The sequence below is a fragment of the Pseudomonas atacamensis genome (assembly GCF_017167965.1).
GTDB classification, from domain to species: domain Bacteria; phylum Pseudomonadota; class Gammaproteobacteria; order Pseudomonadales; family Pseudomonadaceae; genus Aquipseudomonas; species Aquipseudomonas atacamensis.
Genome location: NZ_CP070503.1, coordinates 1,417,594 through 1,430,394, shown reverse-complemented (window position 1 = coordinate 1,430,394; position 12,801 = coordinate 1,417,594). Strand labels below are relative to the sequence as shown.

Sequence of the window (12,801 nt, the reverse complement as noted above, 5' to 3'; positions counted from 1 at the left end):
AGTCCCCTCTCCCTCTGGGAGAGGGCTAGGGTGAGGGGCTTTTGATCTTCACGCGGTAAGCGGAAATCCGCTCACTCAGCCCAATCAGTCGGCACAAATCCGCTCACTCCTCCCCGCCACCCCTTCTAAACCGGCCCCTCACCCCTTGGCACACCTCCTGCTATAGCCCTGGCAGGCTGCGTTCCGACGCGCTCCACAAAAACAATTAAACGAAGGATCCTTCAATGGATAACTCCAACGCCCTGCCCCTTGGGTCGGCTGCCGTGCCGGCCAAACCGAGAACCACCGCCAGCCGGATCAAATCGATCTTCAGCGGCTCTGTCGGCAACATGGTCGAGTGGTACGACTGGTACGTGTACGCCGCCTTCTCCCTGTACTTCGCGAAAACCTTTTTCCCCGCCGGTTCCACCACCGCGCAACTGATGAACACCGCAGCGATCTTCGCCGTGGGCTTCCTGATGCGTCCGATCGGTGGCTGGCTGATGGGCATGTACGCCGACAAGGTCGGGCGCAAGAAAGCGCTGATGGCCTCGGTATACCTCATGTGCTTCGGCTCGCTGCTGATCGCCCTGAGCCCGAACTATGAAACCATCGGCATCGGCGCGCCGATCCTCTTGGTATTCGCCCGCCTGCTGCAAGGCCTGTCGGTCGGTGGCGAGTACGGCACCTCGGCGACTTACCTGTCCGAGATGGCGACCAAGGAACGTCGCGGCTTCTTCTCCAGCTTCCAGTACGTGACCCTGATCTCCGGCCAGCTCATCGCCCTCGGCGTCTTGATCGTGCTGCAAAACATGCTGACCACCGAACAGCTCTACGCGTGGGGCTGGCGTATTCCGTTCGCCATCGGCGCGCTCTGCGCAGTGGTAGCGCTGTACCTGCGTCGCGGCATGGAAGAAACCGAGTCGTTCACCAAGAAAGAAAAATCCAAGGAAAGCGCCATGCGCACCTTGATGCGCCACCCGAAAGAGCTGTTGACCGTGGTCGGCCTGACCATGGGCGGCACCCTGGCGTTCTACACCTACACCACCTACATGCAGAAGTATCTGGTGAACACGGTCGGCATGAGCATCTCCGACTCGACCACCATTTCCGCCGCCACGCTGTTCCTGTTCATGTGCCTGCAACCGATCATCGGTGGCCTGTCGGACAAGATCGGTCGTCGCCCGATCCTGATCGCGTTCGGCGTGCTCGGTACGATCTTCACCGTGCCGATCCTGATGACCCTGCACACCATCCAGACCTGGTGGGGCGCGTTCTTCCTGATCATGGCGGCGCTGATCATTGTCAGCGGCTACACCTCGATCAACGCGGTGGTCAAAGCCGAATTGTTCCCTACCGAAATCCGCGCCCTGGGCGTCGGCCTGCCGTACGCGCTGACCGTGTCGATCTTCGGCGGCACTGCCGAATACATCGCGCTGTGGTTCAAGAGCATCGGCATGGAAACCGGTTACTACTGGTACGTCACCGCGTGCATTGCCGTGTCGCTGCTGGTGTACATCACCATGAAAGACACCCAGAAGCATTCGCGGATCGTGACTGACTGACGGGGCTACATCGCTGGCAGGCCACAAAATCTGTGTCCTGCCACGAACCCTACGGGGTCTCGCGTCTGGCTGGAAATATGCGCCGGGTCCTTGCACTATGGCTGCATCCGAATGCAGCTCAGGAATCCGCTCCCCATGCCCGATGACATCCATTTCTACGAACCCGCCAACGGCCACGGTCTGCCCCACGATCCGTTCAACGCCATCGTCGGCCCGCGCCCCATCGGCTGGATTTCCTCCCAGGATGCCGAAGGCCGACTCAATCTCGCGCCGTACAGTTTCTTCAACGCCTTCAACTACGTGCCGCCGATCATTGGTTTTTCCAGTGTCGGGCGCAAAGACAGTCTGAACAACATCGAGCAGACCGGGGAGTTCGTCTGGAACCTCGCCACGCGCCCGTTGGCCGAGCAGATGAACCAGAGCTGCGCGATGGTCGCGCCTGAGGTCAACGAGTTTGAACTGGCAGGGCTGACGACCGTGGCGTCAAAGGTGATTTCGGTGCCACGGGTCGCCGAAAGCCCGGTGTCCTTCGAGTGCAAGGTTACGCAGATCATCCAGCTGCAACGCGCCGATGGCGAAACCGTACCGAGCTGGCTGATCCTCGGTGAGGTGGTTGCGGTGCACATCGCCAAATGGCTGCTGAAGGACGGCATCTACGACACCGCCGCCGCACAACCGATTTTGCGCGGCGGCGGGCCGGCGGATTATTTCCAGCTGGGGCCTGAGGCGCTGTTCAAAATGTGGCGCCCGGGCGCACAGAAGTAATTACCAGATCAGCTCGGCGTCATCGGTGACGCCCTTGAGCTTGTCCAGCTCGTTGATGGCTGCGTCATCGGCAGCAATGGCGCCGGGAAACACTTGCTCATCGAGCAACTTGTGAAAGCGTGGGGCGCCGCCATCGACCAGGGCCTTGACCGCGATCGCCGCGTAATAACCCTTGTTGCCGCCCAGCTCGACGGGGACGACTGCGGAGACTGCTTCGAAGCGTTCAAACTCTTTACGTGCCATGTCGCGGATCCTGGCTCAATCAAATAAGCCGGACATTAAACCCTCAACCGGCGAGTTTGTGTATCGGCGCGGCGCATTGACCGAGGGCCTGCGCGGCGGAAACGTCCCTGAAGGTGTGGAAGTCGAGGCTGTTGACCACCAGGTCCTGCACTAGCTCGGCGAAGACTTCCATCGACGGACTGTTGAAATACGTCGTCATCATTTGCTGACTGCTCCAGTAGCCGCTGACCAGCCATAGGTCGGCGTCGCACTGCGATTGTTGCAGGGAAAAACTCAGGCAGCCGGGCGCCGCGCGCGAGACCTCGATCAACGCGCTCAGGCGCACGCCGAGTTCCGCCGAACGCCCGGCCTGGGCACGAACGAAGGCCATATGACTGACAGGCATTTGCTTGGACATGATCAACCCTCCATGAAATCGCGTGGCAGCCGGGGGACGGGCTGCGACTGAAGCAAAGATTAAGGGCCGGGGCTGCCGCGCCGTTAGTCGATTCCTGCCTTCGCGTTGCACAATCCTGCGAGACTGCGCAGATGACCTGTAACAACCTGTAAACACGCGCAACACGCCTGTCATACGCGTTTTGTGTAGGAGCTGCCGAAGGCTGCGATCTTTGGCTTTTGCCTTGAAGATCAACGGATCGCAGCCTTCGGCAGCTCCTACGGAATCGTCTGGCGGGAGACCTGCGTGCACCTGCGGGCAGAATCAGGCAAGCATTTGGCAGAATGTGTCTACCGCTGCTGCTTGCACAAACATATGCTCTGCTGCATTCCCCCCTCACTTGCCGAGGATGCCGTGCATGACGTCATTCGATCGTTTTCAAGCCGAACCCAGCGCCGACATGGAAAAGCAGCGTGCGGAGCTGGCGGCGATCATCCGCCGCAACACCAGCGACGATGGCAGCTACCAGACCGCGATCGGTTCGCTGGTGATGTCGCGCCACACCCAGTCCCATGACTTTGCCCCGGTACTCGCGCAGCCGGCGCTGTGCATCATGGCGCAGGGGCGCAAAGAGGTCCGCCTGGCCGATGAGTTCTTCAACTACGACCCGCTGAATTATCTGGTGGTGTCGGTTTCGATGCCGCTCAGCGGGCGCGTGGTCAATGTCTCGCCGGAAGAACCGATCCTCGCCGTGCGCCTTGACATCGACCCGACCGAAATCACCGCACTGATCGCCGACGCCGGCCCGATGGGCGTACCGACGCGGCCGACCGGACGTGGTCTGTACGTGGAAAAAATCGACAGCGCCATGCTCGACGCGGTGCTGCGTCTGGCCCGGCTGCTCGACGCGCCGAAAGACATCGCCATGCTCGCGCCGCTGATTCGCCGGGAGATTCTCTATCGCCTGCTGCGTAGTCCGCAGGGTCATCGTTTGTATGAGATTGCGATTGCCAACAGTCAGAGCCATCGCATCAGCCAGGCCATCAAATGGCTCAACGGCAACTTCGAGCAGCCGCTGCGCATCGATGATCTGGCGCGGGAAGTGAACCTCAGCGTGTCGACGTTGCATCACCGTTTCAAGGCGATGACCGCGATGAGTCCGTTGCAATATCAGAAGCAGTTGCGCCTGCAAGAGGCGCGGCGGCTGATGTTGACCGAAGGGCTGGAAGCCTCGGCGGCGGGGTATCGGGTGGGCTATGAAAGTCCGTCGCAGTTCAGCCGTGAGTACAGCCGACTGTTTGGCGCGCCGCCGTTGCGGGATCTGGCGCGGTTGCGGCTTTCGGTCTGATCCGGAACCTGAAGTGGGGCTTATGGCGCTTTCGCGAGCAGGCTCGCTCCCACAGGGAAATGCATTCCAATGTGGGAGCGAGCCTGCTCGCGAAGGGGTCAGTCCAAGCGCTACATATCTATGATCAGACCGCGCGGATCACATGCTTGATCTCCTGAAACGCCGCCAACCCCCAAGGCCCCAGTTCGCGGCCGACACTGCTCTGCTTGTAACCACCCCAAGCCGTCTGCGGGAAAATCACCTGCGGAGCATTGATCCACACCAGCCCTGCCTGCAAGGCATTGGCCACGCGATCCGCCGTTGCAGCATCGCGCGTCACCACACTCGCGACCAGGCCGAACTGCGTGTCGTTGGCCAGCGCAATCGCCTCGCTCTCACTGGCGAAACTGCGCACACACACCACCGGGCCGAAAATCTCTTCACGCCATAACGCGCTGTCCAGCGGCACGTCGGTGAACACCGTCGGCTGCAAAAAATAACCGCGCGGCAAATGCGCCGGACGATTACCGCCGCACACCAACCTCGCCCCGGCGCTCAAACCGCGATCAATATGCCCAAGCACCCGTTGGTACTGCGCCTGATTGACCAGCGCGCCCATCTCCACATCCGCATCAAACGGATCAGCGACCCGGATCGCCTCCACACGTTTTTGCAGGCGCTGAAGAAATTCATCCATCAATGTCTCGGCGACAAGCACGCGACTGGTGGCCGAGCACATCTGCCCGGCGTTGAAGAACGCCCCGCCACAGGCCAGTTCCACCGCCAGTTGCAGATCGGCATCCGCCAGCACCAGCAAGGAAGATTTGCCACCCAGCTCCAGGCTCACACCCTTCACCGTTTCGGCAGCGCGTTGCATCACCTGCACGCCAACCGCATTGCTGCCCGTGAAGGAAATCCTGGCGATGCGTGGATCCGCCGACAACGGCGCGCCCACCGCCAGACCAGTGCCGCAGACCAGATTGAACACGCCGTCGGGCAAACCGGACTCAGCGATGATCGCGGCCAGTTCCAGCTCCGGCAGCGGCGTCACTTCAGAAGGTTTCAGCACCACGCAGCAACCGGCGGCGAGCGCTGGCGCCAGTTTCCATGCGGTGGTGACCATGGGGAAATTCCACGGCACGATCAGCCCGACCACACCGCATGGCTCACGACGCAGGCGTGCGCTGAAGTCATCGCTGGGCAGCGGCACGTTGCTGTCCTGACCGGCGTCGAAGCCTTCGGCGAGTTCGGCGTAATAGTCGAAAGTGGCGATCACATCATCGACATCGATGGCCGCTTCGAACTGCGGTTTACCGTTGTTGCTCGACTGCAGGTTCATCAAGTGATCGCGACCGTTGCGCACGCCGTTGGCAATGTTGCGCAGGATCGCAGCGCGTTCGGCGCCGGTGGTTGTCGACCAGTGTTCGAACGCCTCGGTCGCCGCGCTGATCGCCTGGTCGACGGCGTGTTCGTCACCGCCATTGACGGTGGTCAGCAGCGCTTCGGTAGCGGGATTGATCACCCGTAGATGCTCGCGGCCCGACGACCATTGACCGTTGATGAAGAGCCCATCAAGTGTGGTTGGAAAACTCATCATTGGGCCACCGCCTGCATCCACTGGTTCTGGTCGATTTCAATCAGCGTCGGGCCTTGCCGGTCCGTCGCTTTACGCAGCGCTGCGCGCAATTCGTCGATGCTGCTGATGGCTTGCGCGGCGCAACCGAGGCCCTTGGCCACGGCGACGAAATCCGGGGTGTAGATGTCCACGCCGACCGGTTCGATGGCGCGGTTGACCATGTACTTTTTGATCTCCTCGTAACCCTGGTTATTCCACAGCAGCACGATCACCGGCACCCGTGCTTCAACGGCGCTGGCCAGTTCCGGCAGGGTGAACTGCAAGCCGCCGTCGCCGATCAGGCACACCACTGGCGGGCGCGCGCCGTTATCGAGTTGGCCGCCGAGCCACGCACCAATCGCCGCCGGCAACGCATAGCCGAGGGTGCCGTAACCGGTGGATGCGTTGAACCAGCGACGCGGACGCTCGGGGTTGAACGTGAGGTTGCCGGTGTACACCGGTTGCGTGGAATCGCCGACGAACACCGCTTCGGGCAATTCGTGCAGCACGGTTTCGAGCAAACGCGTCTGCGCCAGCGTTGGTGCATCCCAGCTCGCCGCCAATTCATTACGCAGACGCGCGGCGCGGACCTGGCCCCAATCATTGCGGCGCTCGGCCAGAGGTTGGTGCGACAAGGCGCTGAGCAATGCTTGCGCGGCATTGCGCGAATCAGCGACCAGTGCGACGTGCGGCGGGTAGTTGCGCACGGTCTGATCGGCATCGATGTCGATGCGCAGCAGCTTGCCGGGAATCTCGAAGCCGCCGGCAAAAGTCACGTCGTAATCGGTCTCGGCCAGCTCGGTGCCGATCGCCAGCACCACGTCGGCTTCAGCGACCAGTGCGCGAGTGGCGACCAGGCTTTGCGTCGAACCGATCAACAACGGATGGCTGGTCGGCAGCATGCCTTTGGCGTTGATGGTCAGCGCCACTGGAGCGTCGAGCAGTTCGGCGAGTCGGGTCAGCTGCGGCGCTGCGTCAATAGCACCGCCGCCGGCGAGAATCAGTGGACGTTGCGCCGTGGCGAGCAGTTCGCTCATGCGGGCCACGGCAGCCGGTGCGGCGCCGGCGCGATCGATATTCACCGGCAGGCTGGCGAGCAATTCATCGGCCTCTTCCACCAGCACGTCCAACGGAATTTCGATATGCACCGGTCGTGGTCGTCCGGCCTGAAACAAGGCAAACGCACGGGCCAGCACCACCGGCAATTCGGCAGCGGACATCAGCGTGTGCGAGAACGCTGCGACGCCGCCGACCAGTGCGCTCTGGTTCGGCAGCTCATGCAACTTGCCGCGCCCTCCGCCCAACTGACTGCGCGACTGCACGCTGGAGATCACCAGCATCGGAATCGAATCGGCGTAAGCCTGGCCCATGGCCGTGGTGATATTGGTCATGCCCGGGCCGGTGATGATGAAACACACACCGGGTTTGCCGCTGGTGCGCGCGTAGCCGTCAGCCATGAACCCGGCGCCCTGTTCGTGACGAGGCGTGACGTGGTTGATGCTTGAACGCGCGAGGCCTCGGTACAGCTCAACGGTATGCACACCGGGAATGCCGAACACCTGCTCGACCGCGTAATTCTCCAACAGCTTGACCAGTACTTCGCCGCACGTTGCCATGTTGATTGCCCTTTCATTCACTGAACACTCCCTGTGGGAGCGAGCCTGCTCGCGAATAAGCGGTCCAGCCAACATCCGTGTCGAACCTTGAACCGTCTTCGCGAGCAGGCTCGCTCCCACAGGGTCCGTGGAGTGCCCATTGGACCGGTGCACAACTGGCAGCAACAATCGATTAAAAGTCATACTAGCCATGTCTCCACGTCATACCTCGGATCGCCATGAAACGCCTGCCACCCCTGCCCGCTCTGCATACGTTCTGGATCACCGCGCAATGCTGCAATTTCACTCGCGCCGCCGAGCAGTTGCACATCACTCAGGGCGCGGTGAGCCGGCAGATCGCCGGGCTCGAAGAACAGCTCGGTTATCCGTTGTTCATTCGTCTGGCCCGGGGTCTGGCGCTGACGGCCGAAGGCCGCGAATGGCTGCCGCGAGTGGAAAAGGTCTTCGGGCTGATCAGTGAAGCGACCGAGCAGATCGGTCTGACGCGGCAAACCTTGCAACTCAAGGCACCGAGCTGCGTGATGCGCTGGCTGCTGCCGCGTCTGCTGCAATGGCAGAAGGAACGCCCGGACGTGCCGGTCAAATTGACGGCGTCGCTGCAACACGGCGTGGATTTTCAGCGCGAGCAATTCGACGCCGCCGTGATCTACGGCCCGCCGCCGGACCATTCGCCAGGCGCGCTGCATCTGTTCGACGAGCAACTGACACCGGTCTGCTCGCCGCAATTGCTCAAGGGTTCGCCGGCGCTGAATTCACCGCAGGATTTGCAAGAGCATCTGTTACTGCACCCGACCCACGACATTCAGGATTGGTCGGTATGGCTCGATGCAGCGGGATTGCGCCTGGGCAACCTTGGCAGCGGGCAGCATTTCGAAACGCTGGATCAGGCGATGTCGATGGCCTCGCACGGGACCGGGGTGGCGATCGGGGACTGGTCGCTGATTGGTGATGATCTGGACGCCGGGCGGCTGTTGATGCCGTTTGCGTTGAAGGTGAAGACGGGGTTGGCGTATTACGTGGTGGTGCCTGCTGGAGCCGAACCCTCACCGCAACTTGAGGAGCTGATGCTCTGGCTGGTTGAGCAGGCTCATTTGCGCTGAAGCCTCTCCCCTCACCCTAGCCCTCTCCCCAGGGAGAGGGAACTGATTGGGGATACTCAAGAAATTCATCGACCTGACACAGCCACGCCGAACCCATAATCGACACGGTCGTTCAGGTCAATGCGTGACCCAAGACAACTCGGTCGGCTCCCTCTCCCCCGGGAGAGGGCTGGGGTGAGGGGAAAAGGCTTGACTCAATACCCGACCGTATAACGCTGCCGCAAATGCTTCGGCGTCTCCACTTCGTCAATCAGCGCAATCGCATAATCGGCAAAGGTGATCCAGCTACGCCCATCGGCACTGACCAACAGATGATCCTTGCCGACGCGATACTGGCCGCTGCGTTCACCCTCGACAAATTCCGCCGACGGCGAGAGGAAAGTCCAGTGCAGTTCCTGCTCCTGACGCAACGCATCAAGAAACTCAGCACCTGCGCTCGCCTCGGCTTTGTATTCAGCCGGGAAACCGGCACTGTCGATCACCCGCGTGTCATCCGGCAGCAACAGCGAACCGGCGCCGCCGACCACCAGCAAGCGCTTCACGCCCGCCTGTTTTACCGGTCCGACAATCGCCGAGGCCGGGACGGTGGCGAAATGCGCTGCGCTGATCACTGCGTCGTGACCGGCCACCGCCGCTTGCAGCGCCGCCGAATCCAGCACGTCGAGGCTCTTGCTGACGACACCGGCGCGATCACCGACCTTTGAAGTATCGCGGGCAATGGCGGTGACGCTGTGGCCGCGACGCAGGGCTTCTTCCAGCAGTTGGCTACCGGCACGGCCGGTGGCACCAATGATTGCGATCTTGCTCATGACATTCTCCAGTTGGCTTGAAAATGCTGTGTGTTCAGGTTCGGCTTACCACTGCATCTCGCCCTTGGCGACTTTCGCGCTGAGCTCCAGCGAACTTTCTTCGCCCAGTTGCGGGTAGCGTTTTTTCATCGCTGCGATCAGTGCAGCAGAGTCTTTGGCCTTGGCGGTTTCGGCATCGAAGGCCTTGATGTAATCGGCGGTGAATTTCACGCTGGCCAGCGAGCGGCTGCTGTCACCCAGGTAATGACCGGGCACCACGGTTTGCGGTTTCAGGCTTTCGATGGTGTGCAGGGTGTTCAGCCAGTCGGCGTGGGATTGCGCGGTCTGGGTGTCGGCCATCCACACATGAATGTTCTCGGCGACCACTACGCCACCGACCACTGCTTTGAGCGACGGGATCCATACGAAGCTGCGATCCGGTTGCTTGCCGTCGAGGCCGATCACCTGCAATTGCTTGCCTTCGAGGGTCAGGCTGTCGCCCTTGAGCACGTCCGGGACGATGGTTTTCGCCGGCACGTCGGCGCCCATTTTCGGTCCCCAGTAGGCCAGTTTGCCGTCGACGGTGTGCTTGATGTGATCGACGGTCGGCTGCGAAGCCAATACTTTCGCCTGCGGGAATGCTTTGGTCAGGGTGTCGAGGCCGAAGTAGTAATCCGGATCACCGTGGCTGATGTAGATGGTGGTCAACTGTTTACCACTGGCGCGGATCTTCTCCACCACCTGTTCGGCCTGGGATTTGCCGAATTGCGCATCGACCAGAATCGCTTCTTTCTCACCGCTGACCAGCACCGAGCTGACCGGGAAAATCGCCTGGGTGCCCGGATTGTAGACATCAAGGCTCAGCTCGGCGGCGGATGCATGGGCGGCAAAGCCGAAAAATGCCGCGGCGAGCAGAACGCGTTTGAAGGGGGTGAAGCCGATCATTTGTTGCTCCGGATTACCAATGCCAGTCTGGCGATGCAACAGAGCTTAGTTGCCAGACTCAGTACAAAAAATGCGATGCTTGGACATAGTTTGTTTCTGAAAGCGGGCAAATCATGGATCGGCTTCAAGCAATGCGGGTATTCGTCACGGTGGTGGACCTCGGCAGCCAGTCGGCGGCGGCCGACCACCTCGACCTGTCGCGGCCGGTGGTGTCGCGCTATCTGGCGGAGCTGGAAGACTGGGTCGGCGCGCGGCTGATGCACCGCACCACGCGCAAATTGAGCCTGACCGCCGCTGGCAGTGAAATCCTCCCGCGCTGTCGGCAGATGATCGACCTGTCGCAGGACATGCAGGCCGCCGTCAGCGAACCCGATGACGCGCCGCGCGGACTGCTGCGGATCAGCGTCAGCACCTCGTTTGGCCAGGCGCAACTGGCCGATGCGATGGCGGCATACGTCAAGCTTTACCCAGGCGTGAGTATCGATCTGCAAATGCTCGACCGCACGGTGAATCTAGTGGATGAACGCATCGATCTGGCGATTCGCACCAGCAATGATCTTGATCCGAATCTGATCGCCCGGCGCCTGACCGTGTGCCGCTCGGTGGTCTGCGCAGCGCCGGCTTATCTGCTTGAGCATCCGGCGCCGCAGACGGTTGAGGATTTGAGCCGACATAACTGCCTGACCCATTCCTATTTCGGCAAAAGCCTGTGGCATTTCGAGGAGGATGGCGAACCGGTTTCGGTACCGGTGCAGGGCAATATCAGCGCCAACGAGGCCAGCACCCTTCTGCGCGCAACCCTGGCCGGCGCGGGCGTGGCGATGCTGCCGACCTACCAGGCTGGCGTGCATATTCACAACGGCGAACTGCTGCGTTTGCTGCCACACGCAGAACCGCGCCAGATGAATATCTACGCGGTGTACGCCTCACGTAAACACATGCCGGCGGCACTGCGCAGCATGCTCGACTTTCTGGTTCGACGGTTTCCCGAAAATCCCGCGTGGGATGAAGCTGCGAGCCTCAAGCCACAAGCGCCAAGCTGACCGCGTCGTGACCGCTTGCCGCTTGCCGCTTAAAGCTTGCAGCTGCGCCTGCCTGACCTATGCTCAAAGTAATACCGCAAGGTAGACGTTCAGAGGTCGAACACCATGAACATCAAAACAAAAAGATACGCCGCCATTTTCATCACCTGCGCCGCCACGCTGGCGCTGTACGGCACCGCTGCCTGGCGGGTCGAGCAGTTGCGCCAGCTGCCGCGCGAGTATGCGAGCTGCAACTATGAGCGGTGCATTCCGCACAATGCCACGCTGAACGCATTGCGCTGACAAGACTGACTTGGAATGCATCCCTTGTGGGAGCGAGCCTGCTCGCGAAAGCGGTGTGTCAGTTAACCACGATGCTGAATGAAAGACCGTATTCGCGAGCAAGCTCGCTCCCACAGGGCTCATCAGCGCTTTCAGGATTGTTGCTCGGCCTTGAGTCGGTCGCGGAATGCCTTTGGCGAAATTCCCACCCGGCGGCGGAACAGCCGGGTGAAGTTGGTCGGATCGGAAAAACCCAACAGCTCCGACATCTCGTAAATCGTCATGCTGGTGTAGGTCAGCAGGCGCTTGGCTTCCAGCAACTGACGCTCGTGCATGATCTGCAACGCCGGTTGCCCGGCCAGTTCACGGCATGTGCCGTTGAGGTGCGACACGGAGATGCCCAGGCGATGGGCGAGGTCTTCGACCTTGACGTGCTGGCGGTAAGTCTCCTCCACCAACTGAATGAAACCGTTGAGGTATTCGCGTTGGCGTTGCGGTCGTTGGCTGGCCTTGTGGCGGACGATCGCCTGGCGGCTGACCCAGACCATGATCACGCTGACCAGCGAATGCATGAGCATTTCCCGCGCCGGTTGATGGCCGTTGTACTCGGCCTGCAACGCTGAAAACAGGCTGTTGAGATAATCGCCATCCTTGCCGGCCGGGTAGTTTTCCGCCCGAGCCAACGCGTGTACCGAATCGCCCAATTGCGCCTGCAAATGATTGATCATCGGCGTGGCCAAGGTGACGATGAAGCCTTCAACATCCTCGGAAAAACGAAAGCCATGCACCGATAACGGTGGCAGCACCTGAATCGCCGGCGTCTCGAGTTGCGTGCGCTGGCCTTCGATTTCAAGCTCTGCCTGACCTTTGAAAACGAACAGCAGCTGGCACAGATCCGCGTGGCGGTGAGGTTTGATTTCCCATTGATGTTCGCGACTGCGCGAGGAAATGGTTTCACAGTGCAGCAAGTCCGGGGTCGGCCAGTCCAGGCTTTCACCGTAGAGCTTGAACACCGGAATAGAAGGCAGGGCAGGCTTGTTCATACTTCAATCCAGGCCTCTGGTTTTTGGGCGATAATCGCACCGATTGGCAGAATGTACAGGTATCGGCTCAGTTTTCACCTTCAATTGACAGACCCGCAAGGGAAAAATGCAAGCACTCGATCCATAAAATCATTC

13 protein-coding genes are annotated in these 12,801 nt (G+C 60.9%); 6 read left to right on the top strand and 7 right to left on the bottom strand.

Translation table 11 applies throughout. The features are described 5' to 3' along the window. Positions 1-224 precede the first annotated feature (224 nt). Positions 225-1,544, top strand: coding sequence for an MFS transporter (locus tag JWU58_RS06660; RefSeq protein ID WP_024014128.1), 1,320 nt, complete (start codon positions 225-227; stop codon positions 1,542-1,544). 135 nt (positions 1,545-1,679) lie between these two features. Then, on the top strand, positions 1,680-2,309 hold the full coding sequence (locus JWU58_RS06655) for a flavin reductase family protein (RefSeq protein WP_071173402.1): 630 nt from the start codon (positions 1,680-1,682) through the stop codon (positions 2,307-2,309). Here JWU58_RS06655 and JWU58_RS06650 read toward each other — a convergent pair whose 3' ends face one another. Next, complete coding sequence (locus tag JWU58_RS06650; protein WP_016773447.1) at positions 2,310-2,552, bottom strand: hypothetical protein; 243 nt, start codon at positions 2,550-2,552, stop codon at positions 2,310-2,312. Between the two features lie 43 nt (positions 2,553-2,595). Continuing rightward, positions 2,596-2,949 (bottom strand): putative quinol monooxygenase, encoded by a 354-nt coding sequence (locus tag JWU58_RS06645; protein WP_016773446.1) that lies wholly within the window; start codon positions 2,947-2,949, stop codon positions 2,596-2,598. Positions 2,950-3,346: 397 nt separating this feature from the next. Between JWU58_RS06645 and JWU58_RS06640 the strand changes: the two genes are divergently transcribed. After that, positions 3,347-4,276 (top strand): AraC family transcriptional regulator, encoded by a 930-nt coding sequence (locus JWU58_RS06640; RefSeq protein WP_016773445.1) that lies wholly within the window; start codon positions 3,347-3,349, stop codon positions 4,274-4,276. A gap of 124 nt (positions 4,277-4,400) precedes the next feature. Here JWU58_RS06640 and JWU58_RS06635 read toward each other — a convergent pair whose 3' ends face one another. Both JWU58_RS06635 and JWU58_RS06630 read right to left on the bottom strand, forming a co-directional pair. After that, positions 4,401-5,849 (bottom strand): aldehyde dehydrogenase family protein, encoded by a 1,449-nt coding sequence (locus tag JWU58_RS06635; RefSeq protein ID WP_206421648.1) that lies wholly within the window; start codon positions 5,847-5,849, stop codon positions 4,401-4,403. Further along, entirely contained in the window at positions 5,849-7,486 is a 1,638-nt protein-coding gene (locus JWU58_RS06630; RefSeq protein ID WP_123443712.1) for a 5-guanidino-2-oxopentanoate decarboxylase, read from the bottom strand. The genes JWU58_RS06635 and JWU58_RS06630 overlap by 1 nt, the downstream gene beginning before the upstream one ends. 218 nt (positions 7,487-7,704) lie before the next feature. On the opposite strand from JWU58_RS06630, the gene JWU58_RS06625 reads away from it, so the two are divergent. Then, positions 7,705-8,586 (top strand): LysR substrate-binding domain-containing protein, encoded by an 882-nt coding sequence (locus JWU58_RS06625; protein WP_123443713.1) that lies wholly within the window; start codon positions 7,705-7,707, stop codon positions 8,584-8,586. Positions 8,587-8,780: 194 nt separating this feature from the next. On the opposite strand, the gene JWU58_RS06620 is transcribed toward JWU58_RS06625, so the two are convergent. Then, positions 8,781-9,395 carry an NAD(P)-dependent oxidoreductase gene (locus JWU58_RS06620; RefSeq protein WP_123443714.1) on the bottom strand — a complete coding sequence of 205 codons (615 nt, stop codon included), beginning with the start codon at positions 9,393-9,395 and terminating at the stop codon, positions 8,781-8,783. A 45-nt stretch (positions 9,396-9,440) separates the two neighbouring features. Further along, a complete protein-coding gene (locus JWU58_RS06615; RefSeq protein ID WP_123443715.1) occupies positions 9,441-10,319 on the bottom strand; it encodes an MBL fold metallo-hydrolase in 879 nt (292 codons plus the stop codon). 113 nt (positions 10,320-10,432) lie between these two features. Between JWU58_RS06615 and JWU58_RS06610 the strand changes: the two genes are divergently transcribed. Beyond that, entirely contained in the window at positions 10,433-11,362 is a 930-nt protein-coding gene (locus tag JWU58_RS06610) for a LysR family transcriptional regulator (protein ID WP_206421647.1), read from the top strand. Positions 11,363-11,467: 105 nt separating this feature from the next. Next, positions 11,468-11,644 carry a hypothetical protein gene (locus JWU58_RS06605; protein WP_016773438.1) on the top strand — a complete coding sequence of 59 codons (177 nt, stop codon included), beginning with the start codon at positions 11,468-11,470 and terminating at the stop codon, positions 11,642-11,644. 131 nt (positions 11,645-11,775) lie between these two features. Here the strand turns inward: JWU58_RS06605 and JWU58_RS06600 are convergent, their stop codons facing one another. Then, positions 11,776-12,666 carry a helix-turn-helix domain-containing protein gene (locus JWU58_RS06600; protein ID WP_206421646.1) on the bottom strand — a complete coding sequence of 297 codons (891 nt, stop codon included), beginning with the start codon at positions 12,664-12,666 and terminating at the stop codon, positions 11,776-11,778. Positions 12,667-12,801 lie beyond the last annotated feature (135 nt).

Bases quoted from the DNA above. Each gene is read 5' to 3' on its own strand.
- JWU58_RS06655 (WP_071173402.1), top strand. From the start codon at position 1,680: ATGCCCGATGACATCCATTTCTACGAACCCGCCAACGGCCACGGTCTG.
- JWU58_RS06660 (WP_024014128.1), top strand. From the start codon at position 225: ATGGATAACTCCAACGCCCTGCCCCTTGGGTCGGCTGCCGTGCCGGCC.
- JWU58_RS06645 (WP_016773446.1), bottom strand. From the start codon at position 2,949: ATGTCCAAGCAAATGCCTGTCAGTCATATGGCCTTCGTTCGTGCCCAG.
- JWU58_RS06635 (WP_206421648.1), bottom strand. From the start codon at position 5,849: ATGAGTTTTCCAACCACACTTGATGGGCTCTTCATCAACGGTCAATGG.
- JWU58_RS06600 (WP_206421646.1), bottom strand. From the start codon at position 12,666: ATGAACAAGCCTGCCCTGCCTTCTATTCCGGTGTTCAAGCTCTACGGT.
- JWU58_RS06650 (WP_016773447.1), bottom strand. From the start codon at position 2,552: ATGGCACGTAAAGAGTTTGAACGCTTCGAAGCAGTCTCCGCAGTCGTC.
- JWU58_RS06620 (WP_123443714.1), bottom strand. From the start codon at position 9,395: ATGAGCAAGATCGCAATCATTGGTGCCACCGGCCGTGCCGGTAGCCAA.
- JWU58_RS06640 (WP_016773445.1), top strand. From the start codon at position 3,347: ATGACGTCATTCGATCGTTTTCAAGCCGAACCCAGCGCCGACATGGAA.
- JWU58_RS06630 (WP_123443712.1), bottom strand. From the start codon at position 7,486: ATGGCAACGTGCGGCGAAGTACTGGTCAAGCTGTTGGAGAATTACGCG.
- JWU58_RS06605 (WP_016773438.1), top strand. From the start codon at position 11,468: ATGAACATCAAAACAAAAAGATACGCCGCCATTTTCATCACCTGCGCC.
- JWU58_RS06625 (WP_123443713.1), top strand. From the start codon at position 7,705: ATGAAACGCCTGCCACCCCTGCCCGCTCTGCATACGTTCTGGATCACC.
- JWU58_RS06615 (WP_123443715.1), bottom strand. From the start codon at position 10,319: ATGATCGGCTTCACCCCCTTCAAACGCGTTCTGCTCGCCGCGGCATTT.
- JWU58_RS06610 (WP_206421647.1), top strand. From the start codon at position 10,433: ATGGATCGGCTTCAAGCAATGCGGGTATTCGTCACGGTGGTGGACCTC.